The sequence below is a fragment of the Pontimicrobium sp. SW4 genome, from assembly GCF_039954625.1.
Lineage (GTDB): Bacteria > Bacteroidota > Bacteroidia > Flavobacteriales > Flavobacteriaceae > Pontimicrobium.
In genome coordinates this window covers 849,705-870,217 of record NZ_CP157199.1, presented here as the reverse complement: position 1 = coordinate 870,217, position 20,513 = coordinate 849,705, and the positions used below count along the sequence as shown (strand labels likewise).

Below are 20,513 nucleotides of genomic sequence, written 5' to 3'. Positions count from 1 at the left end.
TTTCGTGCAAAAATACAGTTTTTATATAAATTACCAAGCTTTAATAAGTTTGTGTTAGTTCTTGCTGTAATACATTATTCTCTCCTCGCATTTGCATAACAACCTTTTTGGTATCAAAATTAATTTTAAGTAGTCCAAAACTTAAATCGGAAACTACTTGTCCCTCTCTATATTGATTTGGTTCACCATCAAAACTAGTATACGAGTGTGTCATTCCGCTTGAAGTAAAATCAATTAAAGGATAATCTAACCCTTCTATGGTAATTTTAGAAAACTCCGAAATATGTCTGTCACCAGACAATACAATAACACCATTTGCTTTAGATGTACTAATTAAGTTTTTAAGCTTATCCACTTCATGAGGCATAGTTCCCCAAGTTTCAAAACCGTGTTCAGCAGATAAAAACTGGATACTACTTACAATTAGGTTAAAATCAGATTTTGAGGAATTTAATTCATTCTCTAGCCATTGCCATTGTATATCGCCTAACATTGTACCTTCTCCATAGACATTTGGTTGATATCGATGCTCAGGATTATCAGATGGTGTTAAAGCACTTCTAAAATAACGTGTATCTAAAACAATAACTTTCACACTTCCTTTATCTGTTTCTATAACTTCTGAATGGTATACCCCTTCACGTTTCCTTCTACTATCTGTCTTCGAAACACCTATAAAATCTAAAAATAATTGCTGACTTTCTGCTTTAGCTACATACTCCAAACCACCATCATTTAATCCATAATCATGATCATCCCAAGTACCTAAAACTTTCATTCCCTTAATTATCTGGTCGTAACCTTCTTGTTGAAGTTGTTGCTGATAATGTTGTGACATTAATTTCATATCATCAGTATCAGAATAAATAACATCGCCTCCCCAAATCCAAGCTATAGGTTTATTTTCTAAAACAGGTTTCCAGAGTTTGTTTTCAAACGATTGCCTATTACAAGATCCAAAAGCGATTATAAAGTCAATTTCTTTAGTTTCTTTTAAATTAATTGATTTCTCCTTATTGCTTTTACATGAAATTACAAGTAAAACTAGCAATACATATTTAAAAATTGTCTTCATGAGTAATTATAAAAAAGGTTAATTTTTTACAAAAGTAGTATATTACATTTAAAGGATTTGTTATTAAATTGTATCTTCGCTTCTTATGACTAAAACAGAGATTTCAAAAATAAAAGCTTTATTAAAATCACCTAAAAAAATAGTGATTGTCCCTCATAAAAATCCTGATGGGGATGCTATGGGTTCAACACTTGGATTATATCATTACTTAAAGCTATATAATCATAATGCTATAGTCATTGCGCCTAATGATTATCCCGATTTCTTAAAATGGCTCCCTGGAGATGACTTAGTTTTAAAATATGATTCTGATAAAACTAAAGCAGATGACTTAATTTTGAATGCTGATATTATTTTTACTTTAGATTTTAACGCCTTACATAGAACTGGCGATATGGAAACCATTTTAGCAAATGCTGAAGCTATAAAAATTCTAATCGATCACCATCAGCAACCTGATGATTATGCACAGTATATTTACTCTGATGTAACTATGTGCTCTACATCTCAAATGATTTATCATTTTATAGAAATGCTTGAAGATGTTAAAGCTATTAACGCTAATATTAGTACTTGCTTGTATACTGGAGTAATGACAGATACTGGATCTTTTAGGTTTAGGTCTACGACAAGCACGACGCATCGTGTAATTGCAAGTCTTATAGATAATGGAGCAGACAATGCTCAAATACATAATAATGTATATGACACAAATAGTTTTAATAAACTGCAGTTATTAGGACGTGCTTTAAGTAACCTAAAATTGATTTCAGATTTTAATACTGCTTATATTACTTTATCTCAAAAAGAGCTAAATTTATTCGATTATAAAAAAGGAGATACTGAGGGTATTGTTAATTATGCTTTATCCTTAAATGGCGTAAAATTTGCTGTTATTTTCATTGAAAATCAAAGTGAAGGTATTGTAAAAATATCGTTACGATCTAAAGACCATTTTGATGTAAACATGTTTGCAAGAGAACATTTTAATGGTGGAGGACATATAAATGCAGCAGGTGGAAGAAGCGAATTATCACTTAAAAAAACAATTGAAAAATTTATTAGTATCTTACCAATCTATAAAAATGACCTCAAATCATGAAAAGACTACTAATTCTAACCCTAACATCCATTCTTTTTTTTGGATGTAAATCGCCTGAAGCGAGGCGGCCGGTTTCTGTTAAAACAGGCTCATTTATTGATGCTTCTGTAGAACGAAACAAAAAACTTAATGAAACTGAACGAAACAGAATACTAGAGCTTATCCGAAAAGATAAAAACGCAGAATATATAGCATCTGAAAATGGGTTTTGGTATAGCTACAATACTAAAATTGAAGAAGATGATATTACTCCTGAGTTTGGTGATATAGTTAATTTTAAATATAATGTATCCGATTTAAACGGAAACTCTATTTATACCGAAGACGAATTAAAACCTAGAGATTATACCATGGATAAAGAAGAATTATTTTCTGGTTTAAGAGAGGGGTTAAAACTTATGAAAGCTGGTGAAACAGTTACCTTTTTATTTCCATCTCAAAAAGCTTATGGCTACTATGGTGATACTAACAAAATAGGAACAAGCGTACCTTTAATATGTAATGTAACAATAAACTCAATAACACAAACAGAAACTAATTAACAATGAAGATTTTTAAACACTCAATGAAAATTTTTGCTTTAGCAATATGTACACTATTATTCTCATGCGATGAGAAGTATCCAGATTTAGGAGATGGCTTATTTGCTGAAATAGTGACCAATAAAGGCACCATGGTAGCCAAACTATATTATGATAAAACACCTGTAACTGTTGCTAATTTTGTAGCGTTAGCCGAAGGCAATCATCCAATGGTTGACAGTATATACAAAGGGAAGAAATATTACAATGGATTAATCTTCCATCGTGTTATGAATGATTTCATGATTCAAGGTGGTGATCCTCTTGGAACAGGTACTGGAAACCCAGGATACCGCTTTGGTGATGAATTTGATGATACTTTGAAGCATGATAAACCAGGTATTTTATCAATGGCAAATGGTGGTCCAGGAACCAATGGAAGTCAGTTTTTTATTACCGAAAAACCAACTCCTTGGTTAGATAACATTCATACTGTTTTTGGTGAATTAGTTTTAGGACTAGACATACAAGATTCAATTTCTAATGTAAAGGTTGCTGAACGAAACAAACCAATTGAAGATATAGTAATTCAAGAAATGAATATTATTAGACAAGGTTTTGAAGCTCGCAATTTTGACGCTATTAAAACTTGGGAAACTGAATTACCTAAACTTGCTGAGCGTGCAAAAGAAAAAGCTAATAGCGCACAATTGGAAGCCGATGAAGCTCAAAGAAAAAGAGAAGAAAAGAATTTAGCAGCAGCTAAAGAGCTATTACCAACACTAAATGACTATAAAAGCAAAGCTAAAACATTGCCTTCTGGACTAATGACTTACTTAGTCAAAAAAGGTACTGGTGAAAAGCCAAAACAAGGAGCAAAAGTAAAAGTTTGGTATGAAGGTTATTTTACAGATGGCAGATTACTAGATTCAAATATAAAAGAAGTAGCCGAAAAATTTGGCCACTATAACGAAATGAGAGACCAACAAAAAGGTTACACACCAATGCCAACTCAAGTAAGTCCAAATGCAAGAAACATTGCTGGATTTAACGAAGGTTTAGCAAATATGAATGTTGGTGATAAAATGTATTTATACATCCCATCTCATTTGGCTTGGGGAGAAAATGGCAGACCACCAGTTGAACCAAATACAGATTTAGTGTTTTTTATTGAAATGGTAGAAATAACTAAATAGTATATCTTTCATAAAATAAAAAAGGCAGCTTTTAAGCTGCCTTTTTTATTTACTTCTTAGGAATGCTTTTCAGTATCTCTAACACAAACTTCCAATACTTTTGAACTGATGAGATTTGAGCTCTTTCATCTGGTGAGTGAGCCCCTTTTATATTAGGCCCAAAACTTATCATTTCCATATCTGGATAATTAGTCCCCAAGATACCACATTCTAATCCTGCATGACAAGCAGCAACATGTGGCTCGCTTCCGTTAAGTTGAACATATAATTTATGCATTACATTTAAAATTGAGGAATCCATATTTGGTGTCCAACCAGGATAGCTTCCCGAAAACTCTACATTGCAACCAATTAACTCAAAAGTAGCACGAAGCATATTAGCCAAATCCATTTTTGAAGACTCAACCGACGAGCGTGTTAAACAACCTATTTTAATTTGTCCGTCTTTTACAATAACTCTTGCTATATTATTAGATGTTTCAACCAATTCTGGTATATCTGCACTCATTCTATAAACACCATTATGTGCTGCATAAAGAGCTTTTGTTAAGCCTTCTTGAACACCTAATTCCATCATTTTATTTGGAAGCTCTACTTTTGAAACAATAATTTCTAAATTAGGCTCCATAGTTTTTAACTCATTAGAGATAATTTCTGATAATTGCTTCATTTCATATTCAAAAGCATTTTCATGAACCGAATCTATAACAACATTAGCAAAACTTTCTCTAGGAATAGCGTTTCTTAAACTTCCTCCATCAATTTCATTAATACATAGTCCAAAATTTTCAAACCCATCAAAAAGAAGTCTATTTAATATTTTATTAGAATTACCCAAACCTTCGTGAATTTGCATTCCTGAATGACCCCCTTGTAACCCTTTTACTGTAATTTTATATCCTTTTTTCCCTTCAGGAATAGGCTCTTCTTTATAAGTTCGTGTAGCAGTAACATCTATTCCACCTGCGCAACCAACACCAATTTCGTCATCTTCTTCGGTGTCTAAATTCAATAGAATATCACCTTCTAAAATATCACCTTTTAAACCCATTGCACCAGTCATTCCTGTTTCTTCGTCAATAGTAAATAAAGCTTCAATAGCTGGATGTTCAATGGTTTTACTTTCTAATATTGCCATAATAGTTGCGACTCCTAAACCATTATCAGCTCCTAAAGTCGTGCCTTTTGCTTTTACCCAATCTCCATCAATATACATTTCAATACCTTGTGTATTGAAATCGAAATTAGTATCTGCATTTTTTTGATGTACCATATCTAAATGCGACTGTATTACAATCATCTTTCTATCTTCCATTCCAGGAGTAGAAGGTTTTTTAATAATAACATTACCAACGGTATCTTTTATAGTTTCAAGTCCTAAATCATTTCCAAACTCCATCATAAAAGCAATGACTCTTTCTTCTTTTTTAGATGGTCTTGGAACTGCATTTAGGTCGGCAAACTTATTCCATAGTACTCTTGGTTCTAGATTTCTTATTTCTGAATTCATTTAACGTATTATTTATGTTTTACAAAGGTAAATAAGTAAAGTAATTATCAAACTATTATGTACTTTTGAATAATGCTGAACAAGAAAAAACTAATAATAGCCTTAAGTATTATACCGCAATACTTCATTATTAAGATATTAGCCAACTATCCTGAATTTATTGAAACTTATTATAGTAATGGCTTATATCAATTAACTTCAAAAATATTGAGATATGCTTTTGGTTGGATTCCTTTTTCAATTGGTGATATAATTTATACCATAGCAGGAATATATATACTAAGGTGGTTAGTAATAAATAGAAAACGTATAAGATTAGATACAAAAAACTGGTTAATTGATCTGTTTTCAGCTATTTCAATTGGATATTTTGCTTTTTATATGTTTTGGGGACTTAACTATTACCGACTTCCTGTTTATAAATCACTTAACATAGATTACAAATATACTACTGAAGAATTAATACAGGTAACAGAAGCTTTTATAGAGAAGTCTAATGCTATCCAAAAATCTATCACAAATAATGATTCAATTAAAGTAACTATTCCATATAGCAAAAAAGAATTATTTAATGGAACATTAAATGGTTATAAAGCTTTAGGCAAAAAACATCTTATGTTTAATTATCAAGCCAAAAGCGTTAAGCAATCCATTTATAGTTTACCACTTACCTATATGGGATTTAGTGGTTACTTAAATCCGTTTACAAATGAGGCTCAAATAGATGGCTTAATTCCTTTATACCAATATCCAGCAACAGCTTGTCATGAGCAAGCTCATCAATTGGGGTATGCAGCCGAAAATGAAACCAGTTTTATTGGCTATTTAGCTACAATGAATAACCCAGATATCTATTTTAAATATTCAGGATATGTTTCTGCTTTAAATCAATGTTTAAATGAAGTCTACAGAAGAGATAAAGAAGTTTATGAGGTTTTAAAGTCTAAAATAAATAAGGGCATTTTACTAAATTACCAAGAATCTTATAATTTTTGGAGTGCTTATGAAAATCCACTAGAACCCGTTTTTGAAGTAATTTACGGTAACTTTTTAAAAGTCAACAACCAAGATAAAGGAATGGAAAGTTATAGTTATGTTGTAGCATTATTGGTAAATTATTTTAAAAATAAACCACTTTAAAAACGTTAAAAAAATCTTAACATTACATTACTTCTTCTACAATCGTTATATTTATAGTTCTAATTTATTACCAACCAAAATATGAATAAAAAGTATCTTATTTTAATGATGCTTTTGTGCACAATTTCGCTTGTTGCTCAAGAGCATGTTCCAAAAAACGATGGCGTAAAATCAGTAAACACAAATTATACAGCATTTACAAATGCTAAAATTTATGTCACGCCAACACAAGTAATTGACAAAGGCACATTACTTATCCATGATGGTAAAGTAGTGGCGACTGGAACCACAGTAAACATTCCTGCAAATGCTGTAGTAATTGATGTTTCAGGAAAAAGTATTTATCCTTCATTTATTGACATCTATTCTGATTTTGGAGTAGAAAAACCAAAACGCCAAGGAGGCGCTGGTAGTCGATATGATGCAAATAGAGAAGGATTTTATTGGAATGATCACATTCGACCAGAACAAAATGCAGTTGACCATTTTAAGTACGACTCTAAAACAGCATCGGCTTTACGAAAAGCAGGTTTTGGTGTTGTAAATACACATTTACAGGATGGTATTATGAGAGGAACTGGAGCTTTAGTAGCACTTACAAGTGAAGGTGGAGATGGTGAGCGCATATTAGATGATAGGTCAGCAGATTATATTTCACTGAATAAAAGTGTGAAATCTGCGCAATCCTATCCAAGTTCCATAATGGGAACTTTTGCACTAATTAGACAAGTACATCATGATGCAGATTGGTATGCTAAAGGAGGTATTTCAATTAAGGATCGCTCTTTAGAAGCATTTAATAACAACAAAAATTTAGTTAAAATAATTGCAGCTGGTAGTAAAATTAATGCGCTACGTGTTGATAAAATTGGTGATGAGTTTGGCACTCAATATGTTATTTTAGGAGGAGGTGATGAATATGAAAATATCAAAGATATTAAAGCTACAAATGCGGCTTATATTCTACCCTTAAATTTTCCTAATGCCTATGATGTAGAAGACTCTTTTGCTGCTAGCGTTTTAGAAATATCTGCAATGCGAGAATGGAATCAAAGACCATCCAATCCAAAAGCATTGGCTAGTAATGGTATAAAATTCACCTTTACAACCGATGGGTTAAAATCTCCAGATATGCTTAATGCTAACTTAATGAAAGCTATTGAATATGGGTTAGATAAAACCAAAGCTTTGGAAGCATTAACAACAGTTCCTGCGCAAATTTTAGGGCAATCAAACAAAATTGGTTCTTTAAAAAATGGTGTTTATGCTAATTTTCTAATTACATCTGGTGAAATGTTTGATAAGGGCACAAAAATTTACGAAAATTGGGTTAAAGGTGATAAGAATGTGATTAACGATATGACTATTAAGGATATTGATGGTGACTACTCATTTACCGTTGCTGGAAAAACTTATGACATCTCGATTTCTGGTTCATCTAGCAAGCCTAAAACTGATGTGAAAAGCGATGGCAAACAATTAGGCTCAAAAATATCCTATAAAGATAATTGGATAAATCTAACATTCACTAGCGCTGATACAACTCAGCAAGAGTTTATGAGGTTCACTTCAAGAGTAAATCAAGGAGATAACCTAAATGGAAAACTTATTGACCCAAATGGGAATACTGTATATGTAATTGCCAATAAAGCATCAAGTGAAGATGCTGATAAAAAAAGTGATATGGGTAATCGAGGTGATAAATCTAAAGATGTTAAAATAATGCCTATTACCTATCCAAATGGTGCTTATGGTGTTTCTGAATTACCAAAACAAGAAACCACCTTATTTAAAAATGTAACCGTTTGGACAAACGAATCTGATGGTATTCTTAAAAACACAGATGTTTTAATTAAAGATGGGAAAATTGCTAAAGTCGGGAATAACTTAAGCGATCGTAATGCTAAAGTTGTTGACGGAACAGGAAAACATTTAACCGCTGGAATTATTGATGAACACACACATATTGCTGCTACAAGTATTAATGAAGGTGGTCATAACTCATCAGCTGAAGTATCTATAGAAGATGTTATAGATCCTGAAGATATTAGTATATACCGAAATCTTGCAGGTGGTGTTACTTCTGCTCAAATTTTGCATGGTTCAGCAAATCCAATTGGAGGACGATCAGCCATCATAAAATTAAAATGGGGTGAATCTGCCGACAACCTTATTAATAAAAACGCACCTAAGTTTATAAAATTCGCTCTTGGAGAAAACGTAAAACAATCGCGTTCACAAAGCGGAACACGTTTTCCAAGAACCAGAATGGGAGTTGAACAACTCTTTGTTGACAATTTCACTAGAGCTAAAGAATACGAAGCCAAAAAGAAAAGTGGACAACCTTATAGAAAGGATATTGAAATGGAAACTTTAGTTGAAATACTAAATGGTGATCGCTTTATTAGTTGTCACTCATATGTTCAAACGGAAATTAACATGATGATGAAAGTAGCTGAAAGATTTGGTTTCAAAATGAACACATTTACACACATACTAGAAGGTTATAAAGTAGCTGACATAATGAAAGAACATGGTGTTGGCGCTTCAACATTTAGCGATTGGTGGGCTTACAAATATGAGGTAAATGATGCCATTCCATATAATGCATCTATTATGCATAATGTAGGCATTACTACGGCTATTAATAGTGATGATGGAGAAATGTCTAGACGCTTAAACCAAGAAGCTGCAAAAACAGTAAAATATGGTGGTGTTAGTGAAGAGGAAGCTTGGAAAATGGTAACACTAAATCCAGCTAAATTATTGCATATAGATAATCGTGTAGGTAGTATTAAAGTTGGCAAAGATGCAGATGTTGTATTATGGAGTGACAATCCATTATCTGTATACGCGAAAGCTGAAAAAACCATGATTGAAGGTGTTACCTATTTTGACATTGAAAAAGACAAACAAATGCGTTTAAAAATTAAACAAGAACGTAGTGAATTAATGTCTATGATGATGCAAGAGAAAAATAAAGGCATGAAAACGCAGCCAATAAAAGTAAAAGAAAAGCAACTGCTTCATTGTGATTCAATGGACTAAAAACTAAGAAATTATGAAAAAAATTATATATATATACTCGGTTTTAATGTTATGTTGTTCGCTAACTTTTGCACAACAAACTCCTGCTAATAAGCAGATACAAGCCATTACAATTACAGGAGCAACAGTTCATGTTGGTAACGGAACAGTTATTGAAAATGCTATTGTTGTTTTTGAAAACGGTAAAATTCAAGCAGTTGGAAACGCACAAAGCACTAGTTCTAAAGGTAAAGTTATTGATGCCTCAGGAAAACATTTATATCCAGGTTTTATAGGTGCGAATACGAGTTTAGGACTCGTTGAAGTCGATGCTGTAAACGCAAGTAACGACCAAGTTGAAATGGGAAGTATGATTCCTCATGTACGTAGCTTAATTGCATACAATGCTGAATCTAAAGTAGTAGAATCTATGCGTCCAAATGGGATACTAACAGCACAAGTATCACCTAATGGAGGACGAATTTCAGGAACTTCTTCTATCATGCAATTAGATGGATGGAATTGGGAAGACGCTGCTATTAAAGCTGATGATGGTGTTCATCTTAATTGGCCAAGTAGTTTTTCTAGAGGTCGTTGGTGGTTAGGTGAGCCTCCAGGATTAAGACCAAATAGTAACTATAGCGCACAAGTAAATGATATTGCAAATTTTGTTAAAGAAAGTAAAGCTTATTTAAAAGGAAAACGTACTACTAAGAATTTGCCTTTTGAGGCAATGAAAGGATTATTTGATGGTTCTCAAAAGCTTTATGTTCATGTTGATGATGAAAAAGGAATTATTGATGCTGTTAATTTTGCTGTTGAAAACGGAATGAAAATGGTTGTTGTAGGTGGATATCAAGCTCATGCAGTTACTGGATTATTAAAAAGTAATAATATTCCTGTGTTAATAGACCATACGCATAGTTTACCAGCTACGGAAGATCATGATTATGATTTGCCTTATAAAAATCCTAAATTATTAGCTGATGCTGGTGTTTTAGTTGGTATTCATACAGGAAATAACTCTAACTTCCAAACACGTAACTTACCTTTTTACGCAGGACAAGTTGTAGGACAAGGAATGAATAAAGAAGATGCCTTAAAACTAATTACATCAAATATTGCTAAAATTCTAGGAATTGACAACCTATTAGGAACGATAGAAGTTGGTAAAAATGCTACACTTTTTATTAGTGAGGGAGATGCCTTAGATATGAGAGGTAACCAATTAACTCATGCTTTTATTGATGGTCGTGCTATTAGTTTAGAAACGCATCAAACCGAACTATGGAAACGTTACAGTAATAAATATAAAGGTCAATAAATTATTTAACCTTATTAAAGGCGAGCTAAATAGCTCGCCTTTTTTATTAAAAACACTTCTTCCAAAAGTATAATTCTTATTTTTGTGTCAATGATAAAGCAAATTTCGAGCATACAAAATCAATTGGTTAAACAGCTTATTCAGTTGAAAGAAAAGTCAAGAACTCGAAGGTATTCTGGACAATTCTTAATTGAAGGTCAACGTGAAATTGCTTTGGCATTGAAAGGAAACTATGAATTAGAAACAATCTTATTTTATCCTGAAATTTATTCCGAAGTACATCTCAATCACTTAACAACTAAACAGGTTGACATTATTGAAATTTCAAAAGAAGTTTACCAAAAACTAGCGCATCGAGACACAACCGAAGGTATATTAGCAGTTGCCAAAGCTAAATCGTTAGACTTAAGTAAACTAAATATTAAATCAAAAAACCCATTAATTTTAGTTGCTGAAGCACCTGAAAAACCAGGCAATATTGGTGCTTTACTACGTACCGCTGATGCTGCTAATCTAGATGCAGTAATAATAGCAAACCCTAAAACAGATTTGTATAATCCCAATATTATTCGCTCGAGCGTTGGTTGTGTCTTTACTAACCAAATAGCCACAGGTTCAACTAAAGAAATAATTGCTTTTTTAAAAGAACATAAGATTAATATCTTTTGTGCTGAACTAAAAGCTTCAGCAGATTATCACTTACAAGATTACACACAGCCATCTGCTATAGTTGTTGGTACAGAAGCTACTGGATTAAGTGATGAATGGTTACAACATTCAACTCAAAATGTTATCATACCAATGCAAGGTGAGATTGACTCTATGAATGTATCTGTGGCTGCTGGAATTTTAATTTTTGAAGCTAAACGACAAAGACAATTTAACCAATGACAAGCACTACTCTTTTTTATATTATTATAGGAATTATCGTCATCAATTTTATTATAGATAAGGTTTTAAGTACACTAAATGCAAAACATTTTAATGATGAATTACCATCAGAATTACAAGATGTGTATGATGAGGATGAATATAAGAAATCACAAGCTTATAAGGCAACTAATCATAAGTTTTCAAATATAATCTCTACATTTTCTTTAGTACTTACTCTAATTTTTTTCTATTTAGATGGTTTTGAATATGTAGATACTATTGCTAGAAACTACACTTCAAATAGTATTATGGTTGCACTTATATTTTTTGGTATTATTATGCTGGCAAGTGATATTATTACAACACCTTTTGCTTATTATAAAACATTTGTAATTGAAGAACAATTTGGATTTAACAAAACCACTAAAAAGACATTTATTTTAGATAAAATAAAAGGTTGGCTAATGCTTGCTATTATTGGAGGTGGAATTCTAGCATTAATTATTTGGTTTTACGAAGCAACAGGAAACAATTTTTGGTTGTATGCTTGGGCTTTGATAACTGTTTTTACAGTGTTTATGAATATGTTTTATTCAAAATTAATAGTTCCCCTTTTTAACAAACAAACAGTTCTGGAAGATGGTGAATTGAGAACTAAAATTGCAGCTTATGCTAAAACAGTTGGTTTTAAACTTGATAAAATATTTGTTATAGATGGATCAAAGCGCAGCACAAAAGCAAACGCATACTTTTCTGGATTTGGTAGTGAAAAACGTGTAACGCTTTATGATACTTTAATTAAAGATTTAGACGATGAAGAAATAGTAGCAGTTTTAGCTCATGAGGTTGGTCATTACAAACGCAAGCACATTATTTTTAATCTTTCTGCATCAATTTTACTCACTGGTTTAACACTATATATCTTGTCTTTATTAATATCAAATCCATTATTATCAAATGCATTAGGTGTTGAAATACCAAGTTTTCATATTGGTTTAATTGCATTTGGCTTATTGTATAGTCCAATTAGTGAGATTACTGGTTTAATTATGAACGTTATGTCTCGTAAGTTTGAATACAAAGCAGATAATTATGCAAAAAACACCTATGCTGGCGAACCATTAATTACGTCATTAAAAAAATTATCTAAAAACAGTTTAAGTAATTTAACACCACATTCTGCATATGTCTTTATGCATTATTCACACCCAACACTATTGGAACGTATCAAGAATTTGAGGTCGTAAAAGAAAATACTATCTTAGGCTCTTATATTTCTTAATGTTATATGAGCGAAAGCATCTCAAATTCTAAACCATGGTACAAAAGTGTTCCACATGCAGTTACCATGTTATTTGGAATAATTATTTTAGTTACAATCCTCACTTATATTTTACCCGCAGGAACTTACGAACGCATTATCATTGATGGTCGAAATTCAGTTGTCCCAGACTCTTATAAAGTGATTGCCTCAACACCAATTGGGCTTTTAGATATGTTTAGAGCAATTCCTTTAGGATTTAAAGCAGCAGTAGAAATTATATTTATTGTATTGGCTGGAGCTATTATGTTTGGCTTTATGGAAAAATCTAAAGCTGTTGAAAACTCTGTTGGCACGCTTGTTAAAAAATTAGGTCTCAAAAACAAGAATCTTATCATTGTTATCATGACCTTTATTTATGGCTTTCTAGGTGTAGCTGTTGGTTACGAAAATAATATTGCCATGGTTCCAATTGCAGCCGTACTTAGTTTAGCACTTGGTGGGGATTTAATTCTCGCTGCAGGAATTTCAGTTGGCGCTATGACCATTGGTTTTGGGCTCTCTCCTATCAATCCATACACTGTTGGAACTGGTCATAAAATAGCAGAACTTCCAATGTTTTCAGGAGCACTTTTACGTAGTGTACTTTGTTTTGCAGCCTTAAGTATTATGGCTTATTATAATGTAAGGTATTTTAAAAAAATCACTAAAAACCCTAAAAAAAGCTTAGGCAAAGGCTTAGACATTAGTGGCATGTCTTTATCTAAACCAATTCAAGATTATAGAGTATCTAGGAATAACTGGCTAGTTATCTCTATTTTTCTAATTGGTCTTATGGTAATTTTATATGGAGTTTTCAACCTTAAGTGGTACTTAAATGAATTATCGGCGGTTTTTTTAATGATTGCGTTACTCTGTGGTATAGTCTCTAGAATGAATGCTACCACAATAAGTGAAACAGTTTTAAAAGCTGTCTCTTTGGCTGCTCCAGGAGCTTTTATGGTTGGTTATGCAACGTCTATAAAAGTACTTATGGAAATGGGCAATATTGGTGACACCATTTCCTATAATTTATCTTTAATGCTTCAAGGATTACCATTATACGCATCAGCAATTAGTATGTCAATCTCGCAAACAGTTATTAACTTTTTTATTCCTTCAGGAAGTGGTCAAGCATTGGCAACCTTACCAGTTATGCTACCACTTGGTGAATCGCTTGGTTTAACACGACAAATAACCATATTAGCATTCCAAATTGGTGATGGTTTATCCAACTTAATTAACCCAACATTAGGAGGTTTAATTGCTATGCTTAGTATGTGTCGTGTGCCAATTGATAGATGGATTCGATTTATTTTTCCAGTATTAATTACTTTATTAATCATCGCCTTTTTGGCACTTATTATCGCAGTTGCAACAAACTATAGTTAGTATGACAGTAGAAAAAATTTTAGCTAAACTCATTTCATTTCCAGTGCTTGGTGGCAAAAGTAATTTAAGCATCATCCTTTGGATTAAAGAGTATATTGAAGCTTATAATGTTACAACAACTTTACTTCCAAATGAAGAAGGTAAAAAAGCATCTCTACATTGTCGTATTGGTCCTGCTATAGATGGTGGTGTGATTCTATCTGGGCATACAGATGTTGTTCCAGTTAAAGGTCAAGAATGGACAACAAATCCGTTTGAATTGACTGATAAAGGTGACGGAAAACTTTATGGTAGAGGCTCATGTGATATGAAAGGTTTTGTAGCCTGTTGCCTAGCTGCACTTCCAGATATGGTAAAAGCCGATTTAAAAAAACCTATCTATTTTGCTTTTTCTTATGATGAAGAAATTGGTTGTTTAGCTGGCCCTGAACTAGCTCAAGCAATAAAAACACATTATACCGAAACGCCTAAGTATGCTATTATTGGTGAACCATCGCTTATGGAGCCCATTGTTGGACAAAAAGGGATTTATATTCTTGAAACTTATGTAAATGGATCTGCTGGACATAGTAGTAGGATTAAACAAGAAGTAAGTGCTATTCATGAAGCGATGCGACTTATTTTATGGTTAGAAAATAAGATGAATAAATTAATTGAAGATAAACGAATAGATGAACGTTTCCATCCTTCACATTCATCCATTCATGTTGGGTTAGTAAATGGAGGTATTGCACCTAACGTTATTGCAGATAAAGCGCATTTTTATTGGGATTTACGTACCATTCCAATGGATAATACTGAAACCATTGTTGCTGAGTTTGAAGCCTATTGCAGAGAAAGGGAGCAAGAATTGCGGCAAATATTTCCTGATTTTAAAATTATTACCAAAGAAAACCACCCTCCAGTAATACATTTAGATACTAATGAAACTGATGATATTGTAAATTTGGTAAAACGTATTTCTGGAAACTCAAAACTTAATACTGTAGCGTATGGCGCTGAAGCTGGACAATTTGCAGCTGAAGGTTTTCAATCCGTTATTTGTGGTCCTGGTTCTATAGTACAAGCACATAGAGCGGATGAATTTATTGCTAAAGACGAACTAGTAAAAGCAATGCATATGATGGATAAGCTTATTAATGAACTATCAAGTCAAGATTTTAATTAATTGTAATTGTTCCTTACTTGACTTTGTAAGAAAAAATGTCGAACTTCGTTTAACGTCGTGTATAAAACATTAAAACAATTCCATACACACCATTAGCAGCAATATATGACCAAATAAAATATGAGATTTTTTAAATTAAATAGAAACCTAAACTTTAAATATATAATTGGTGAAATTTTGTTACTGTTCATTGGTATTAACCTTGCTATTTGGTTCAATAATTGGAATGCATCAAAAAAAACAAATGAAGATAAAAGGATTGCGTTGAGTAAAATTATTGAAGAAATGGATAATAATAAATTAGAAATTGATTCTATACTTATTAATAATCAGAATATCTTAAAAGCCTATCGAGATTACAAAGGATTCTATGACGGAAATACCTCCGTGATAAAAATGAGCCCTAAACAATTTAGTTTACTCAAGAAGATGCATCCTGACTTTTTTAGAGTTAAAGATTCAACAGCTACTGATGATGGATTGGTTCGATATAACGGAACAACATATGTCAATCTCGAAATTACTACTTTGACAGAAATAGCTTGGAATACAACCACAACATTAAATGTCAGTAATGAATTCAATTATGAATGTTTATATGAGCTTGAAAGCTTATATAATTTACAGCGAAGAGTACAAAATGAAATAGATAAATCTGCTAACGCATTACAAAAAAGAGAATTAGAAGAGTTAATGCATATTCTAGAGTTTTTAGAGCAACTTGGTAGTCAATTGCAAGAAAGTTACAACACTATGCAAAAAAACATTAATAACTGTAGCTAACACGGTATATAGCAAATAGGGCCTTCGGTGATTTACGAAAGTTCAGCGCTATTAACCAACACCGCCAAATCGTTGATTTAGTCCGCTCATTGTTTATTTTCAATGGTGCTCATGAACTTGCGTTTGGCTTTTAAGAATTAATAAATTAAAAACAAATTACAACGTTTTGGCTCAGTGTAAACTTGAAAGTTTATCGCTTTCTTCTACCCTACTTGCCATATACTAAACCGATGGTATGTAATTGCCTGCGGCACGTAGAATCGCGTTTTGCAAACGCTTCCTTTCTACTAATTACATACCATCGTCCACTGTTAATTGCACCTCGCCAAATTAATTGTATATTTATTCGAGTCTACGAGAACTCCTCACGAAACTACACACATCAGCGTGTATAGCGAATGAGGCGCATTTATGGCTCTCCGTGAGGCGCGCCTCACTACGCCATACACAGTGGACGTTAAACGAATCTAAATTTATTCATAAAAATAGTACCTATAAAGATGCTTTACTTAATGTATTAATGAGATTTTAACTTTCACAAGAATTTGTTATCTAAGCAATCAATACATTATAAAGGTGGTTTTCGCTAAATCCTAAAAAGTATGTTTTGTATTCTATTTGCAGTAATATGGAGGAAATGCAAAAAATCTAGACCTTTAGAATGGGTTATGAGAAAATTGACTGATTAAAAAATTTCATGATATTCATAAAAAACAGCACCAAAAGATGCTGTCATATATATGAATAAGATTTCCTCTGACTCAGTAATTATTTATCTCGAATAATTAGGTGCTTCCTTAGTAATTGTTACGTTATGAGGATGACTTTCACCAATACCGGAAGCTGTAATTTTCACAAACTTTCCAGTAGCTTTTAATGTTTCTATATCTTTTGCGCCACAGTATCCCATTCCTGCACGTAAACCACCTACAAATTGGTGAATACTTTCGTATAATTCTCCTTTATAAGGCACACGACCAACTATTCCTTCAGGTACTAATTTTTTAATATCATCTTCTACATCTTGGAAATAACGGTCTTTACTACCTTGTTTCATGGCTTCCACAGAACCCATTCCTCTATAAGACTTAAACTTTCTACCCTCGTAAATAATAGTTTCTCCTGGAGATTCTTGAGTTCCTGCTAATAACGACCCTAACATTACACAATCTGCTCCTGCAGCAATAGCTTTTGGAATATCTCCTGTATAACGAATACCTCCATCAGCAATTACTGGAACACCACTTCCTTTTAAAGCTGCAGCTACTTCTAACACAGCTGAAAACTGAGGGAACCCAACTCCTGCAACTACTCTAGTTGTACAAATAGATCCTGGACCAATACCAACTTTTACCGCATCTGCTCCAGCATCAGCTAAATATTTTGCAGCTTCGGCTGTGGCAATATTTCCAACAATTACTTCTAACTTAGGAAAGTTAGACTTTACATCTTTAAGCACACTTACCACACCTTTTGTGTGCCCATGTGCAGTATCAATAATAACTGCATCTACTCCTGCTTTTACTAAAGCAGCAGCTCTATCCACTGCATCACCAGTTACACCAATAGCTGCAGCTACACGTAATCTACCATACTTATCTTTATTAGCAATTGGCTTTTGAGTCACTTTTGTGATATCTCTAAAGGTGATTAAACCAGCAAGTTTGTAGTTATCATCAACAATTAAAAGCTTTTCAATTTTGTGTTGTTGAAGAATAGTTTCTGCATCCTTTAACGATGTTCCGACAGCTGCTGTTACCAAATTTTCGCTTGTCATGACTTCAACTATTGGTCTGTCATTATCATGCTCAAAACGTAAGTCTCTATTAGTTACAATACCTTTTAAAGTTCCTTTATCATCCACAATTGGAATTCCTCCAATACTATATTCTTTCATGTATTGATTAGCATCAATCACTTTAGCAGTTAATGGTAAGGTTACTGGATCGATAATCATTCCACTTTCTGCACGTTTTACTTTACGTACTTTTTGAGCTTGCTCATCAATAGTCATGTTTTTATGTAATACACCTATACCTCCTTCTTGAGCCATGGCAATTGCCATTCTACTTTCTGTAACTGTATCCATTGCAGCAGAAATAATAGGAATATTTATAGAAATATTTCTAGTAAATTTTGTTTGAATACTAACTTCTCGTGGTAAAATTTCGGAATATGCTGGAACTAATAATACGTCGTCGTAAGTAAGACCTTCTCCAACAATTTTGTTTTGATGTGCAATCATTGCCTTTAGCTTTTAATTGCATGCAAATTTACACTTTTTATTTTACTAGAACTACTTTTAATGTGATATAAATTATACTAAATAAAAACACTTTATAGACTAAAAAAACACTAACATTTAGGGCAACGCTTGCAGTTTGTTTTTCCTTTTTTCTTAAACTTTTTGCAGCATTTCTTTTTTAAATCACCACAACCATTCAAAATACAGGGTGTTATTATCATTACTGGCGAGGCAAAACTATTTGTATTAGGCATATCCGCTATGCAGGATTTTGATTTGTCTGTGCAATGGTATTAATATCTCTATCAAACAAATAGTGACCAGATTTATCTTCACCAATAATGTTTAACTTATCTAGTAATGTTCTAGCTACTGCTTCTTCTTCTAATTGTTCGGTGACATACCATTGCATAAAATTATGTACATTATAATCTTTATGATGTAAACACTCAAAAATAATATGATTAATTTGCTGGGTAACAAACATTTCACTTTCTAAAAAAGATTCAAATAATTCGTTTAATGATTTATAATCACTTTTAGGCTTTTCTAAGTTAGGAACTATAACATTACCACTGCGCTCATTAATAAACTTTACCAATTTAATCATATGTACACGCTCTTCTTCAGATTGCGCATAAAAGAAATCTGCCACACCATTATAGCCTTTTGTATCTGCCCAAGAAGCCATTGCTAAATATTGCATAGAGGCTTTTGCTTCAAATTTTACTTGGTCGTTTAATAATTGTTCTATTACTTGATTCATACCTTAAATTTTACTTTGATAAAGATACTCAAAGTTCTTTTGAATAATAAAATGAAATTTAACTATTTAGCGCCTTTACTTTTACTTATAAGTTGATATAATATTATAACAATTGCGCTTGTAAAACTAAGCGTCATTAACACACCTGAAAACATTACTATATATTTCATCCATAAGATTCCATTCCATAGAAAATAAAGCCCTCCAAACGTAAGTATTACAGAAATAAATGGTTCAACAATTAAAAACATTTTTAATTTTTCACCAAGTTTAGTAGTACTCAAAATACCTCCAACTAAAAAGAAGATAATTGACATTGATAAAATATGATTATGAACCAACGTAAGCATTTCTTTTTTGCTTTTTTTAAATTTCATAATCTCAGCATCCTCATCAGCTTCATTTCCTAGGTATTGCTCTTCTATACCATTTGGCTTTATCGACGATGTTTCACCTACAAATAACAATCCTGTATAAAAGCCAACACTTAATACAATTATAAAGCCTCCGATAAGTAATTTTAATTCCCTAGGAATGGTATATATCAATCCGTTTAATTGCATTACAGTTTATTTTTTTGATTAAGTATTTTTATGGACTTCAATAAATTATTAACAGCATTTGTCATTGATTTTACCGAAATTGTAGCACCAGAAATAGCTGCAATATTATCACCATATATAAGTGCATCATCTTGAGTTTTACCAATCAATTGTTTTAACCAACGCTTACTACCAATTTCACTACCATAATCTTCTCTATAAATCAATACTTTAGATTTTACGATAATGAAATCTCTATCAAATAAAACTAAGTAATCAAATTCATCTGTTTTACTTGGTGCTTTTGAGACATATGCGTAACCTATAATTTTATTATTATTAGAGATTTTAAATAGGTTGTTTTTTTCAAACTCACTAGGTAATTCTTTAGTAACATTTGAATTAAATACCACTGGAATTAAGTTATAAGTTTCAATATTATAAGCTGTCTTAATTTCTTTATCAACCTTTTTCTTAATGTTTTTTGAAAGGTTAGACGTTATTAAAACCAGACTAAAAATTGTAATTACTAAATACTTAAAACTCATT

17 protein-coding genes are annotated in these 20,513 nt (G+C 32.3%); 11 read left to right on the top strand and 6 right to left on the bottom strand.

The features are described 5' to 3' along the window. Nucleotides 1–40 precede the first annotated feature (40 nt). On the bottom strand, nt 41–1,075 hold the full coding sequence (locus ABGB03_RS04060; RefSeq protein ID WP_347925051.1) for an alkaline phosphatase D family protein: 1,035 nt from the start codon (nt 1,073–1,075) through the stop codon (nt 41–43). Between the two features lie 85 nt (nt 1,076–1,160). Here ABGB03_RS04060 and ABGB03_RS04055 point away from each other — a divergent pair, with 85 nt between their 5' ends. The 3 genes from ABGB03_RS04055 to ABGB03_RS04045 are packed head-to-tail and all read left to right on the top strand — an operon-like array spanning nt 1,161 to nt 3,894. Then, the gene (locus tag ABGB03_RS04055) at nt 1,161–2,177 is read left to right on the top strand and encodes a bifunctional oligoribonuclease/PAP phosphatase NrnA (RefSeq protein ID WP_347925050.1); all 1,017 of its coding nucleotides are present in this window, start codon (nt 1,161–1,163) and stop codon (nt 2,175–2,177) included. After that, nucleotides 2,174–2,719 (top strand): gliding motility-associated peptidyl-prolyl isomerase GldI, encoded by a 546-nt coding sequence (gldI, locus tag ABGB03_RS04050; protein WP_347925048.1) that lies wholly within the window; start codon nt 2,174–2,176, stop codon nt 2,717–2,719. Before ABGB03_RS04055 ends, gldI begins: the two co-directional genes overlap by 4 nt. Before the next feature lie 2 nt (nt 2,720–2,721). Continuing rightward, on the top strand, nt 2,722–3,894 hold the full coding sequence (locus ABGB03_RS04045) for a peptidylprolyl isomerase (protein WP_347925047.1): 1,173 nt from the start codon (nt 2,722–2,724) through the stop codon (nt 3,892–3,894). A gap of 49 nt (nt 3,895–3,943) precedes the next feature. Here ABGB03_RS04045 and ABGB03_RS04040 read toward each other — a convergent pair whose 3' ends face one another. Further along, entirely contained in the window at nt 3,944–5,404 is a 1,461-nt protein-coding gene (locus ABGB03_RS04040; protein ID WP_347925046.1) for an aminoacyl-histidine dipeptidase, read from the bottom strand. A 72-nt stretch (nt 5,405–5,476) separates the two neighbouring features. On the opposite strand from ABGB03_RS04040, the gene ABGB03_RS04035 reads away from it, so the two are divergent. The 8 genes from ABGB03_RS04035 (at nt 5,477) to ABGB03_RS04000 (ending at nt 16,411) form a co-directional block, all read left to right on the top strand. Further along, the gene (locus tag ABGB03_RS04035; RefSeq protein WP_347925044.1) at nt 5,477–6,544 is read left to right on the top strand and encodes a DUF3810 domain-containing protein; all 1,068 of its coding nucleotides are present in this window, start codon (nt 5,477–5,479) and stop codon (nt 6,542–6,544) included. An 81-nt stretch (nt 6,545–6,625) separates the two neighbouring features. Further along, nucleotides 6,626–9,592 (top strand): amidohydrolase family protein, encoded by a 2,967-nt coding sequence (locus ABGB03_RS04030; RefSeq protein WP_347925042.1) that lies wholly within the window; start codon nt 6,626–6,628, stop codon nt 9,590–9,592. A 13-nt stretch (nt 9,593–9,605) separates the two neighbouring features. After that, nucleotides 9,606–10,895, top strand: a complete 1,290-nt coding sequence (locus ABGB03_RS04025; RefSeq protein ID WP_347925041.1) for an amidohydrolase family protein — start codon at nt 9,606–9,608, stop codon at nt 10,893–10,895. A 90-nt stretch (nt 10,896–10,985) separates the two neighbouring features. Beyond that, complete coding sequence (locus tag ABGB03_RS04020; RefSeq protein WP_347925040.1) at nt 10,986–11,786, top strand: RNA methyltransferase; 801 nt, start codon at nt 10,986–10,988, stop codon at nt 11,784–11,786. Continuing rightward, on the top strand, nt 11,783–13,015 hold the full coding sequence (locus ABGB03_RS04015; protein ID WP_347925039.1) for a M48 family metallopeptidase: 1,233 nt from the start codon (nt 11,783–11,785) through the stop codon (nt 13,013–13,015). Before ABGB03_RS04020 ends, ABGB03_RS04015 begins: the two co-directional genes overlap by 4 nt. A gap of 41 nt (nt 13,016–13,056) precedes the next feature. Continuing rightward, nucleotides 13,057–14,460: a YfcC family protein gene (locus ABGB03_RS04010; RefSeq protein WP_347925038.1), complete on the top strand. Its 1,404-nt coding sequence runs from the start codon at nt 13,057–13,059 to the stop codon at nt 14,458–14,460. A 1-nt stretch (nt 14,461) separates the two neighbouring features. Beyond that, complete coding sequence (gene argE, locus ABGB03_RS04005) at nt 14,462–15,628, top strand: acetylornithine deacetylase (protein ID WP_347925036.1); 1,167 nt, start codon at nt 14,462–14,464, stop codon at nt 15,626–15,628. Between the two features lie 120 nt (nt 15,629–15,748). Continuing rightward, complete coding sequence (locus ABGB03_RS04000; RefSeq protein ID WP_347925035.1) at nt 15,749–16,411, top strand: DUF6090 family protein; 663 nt, start codon at nt 15,749–15,751, stop codon at nt 16,409–16,411. A 772-nt stretch (nt 16,412–17,183) separates the two neighbouring features. Here the strand turns inward: ABGB03_RS04000 and guaB are convergent. The 4 genes from guaB to ABGB03_RS03980 form a co-directional block, all read right to left on the bottom strand. Continuing rightward, nucleotides 17,184–18,656, bottom strand: coding sequence for an IMP dehydrogenase (gene guaB / locus ABGB03_RS03995; RefSeq protein ID WP_347925034.1), 1,473 nt, complete (start codon nt 18,654–18,656; stop codon nt 17,184–17,186). 259 nt (nt 18,657–18,915) lie between these two features. Beyond that, entirely contained in the window at nt 18,916–19,422 is a 507-nt protein-coding gene (locus ABGB03_RS03990; protein WP_347925032.1) for a ferritin, read from the bottom strand. A 62-nt stretch (nt 19,423–19,484) separates the two neighbouring features. Continuing rightward, nucleotides 19,485–19,985, bottom strand: coding sequence for a hypothetical protein (locus tag ABGB03_RS03985; RefSeq protein WP_347925030.1), 501 nt, complete (start codon nt 19,983–19,985; stop codon nt 19,485–19,487). Then, complete coding sequence (locus tag ABGB03_RS03980) at nt 19,985–20,512, bottom strand: FMN-binding protein (protein ID WP_347925028.1); 528 nt, start codon at nt 20,510–20,512, stop codon at nt 19,985–19,987. The genes ABGB03_RS03985 and ABGB03_RS03980 overlap by 1 nt, the downstream gene beginning before the upstream one ends. Nucleotide 20,513: the final 1 nt, after the last annotated feature.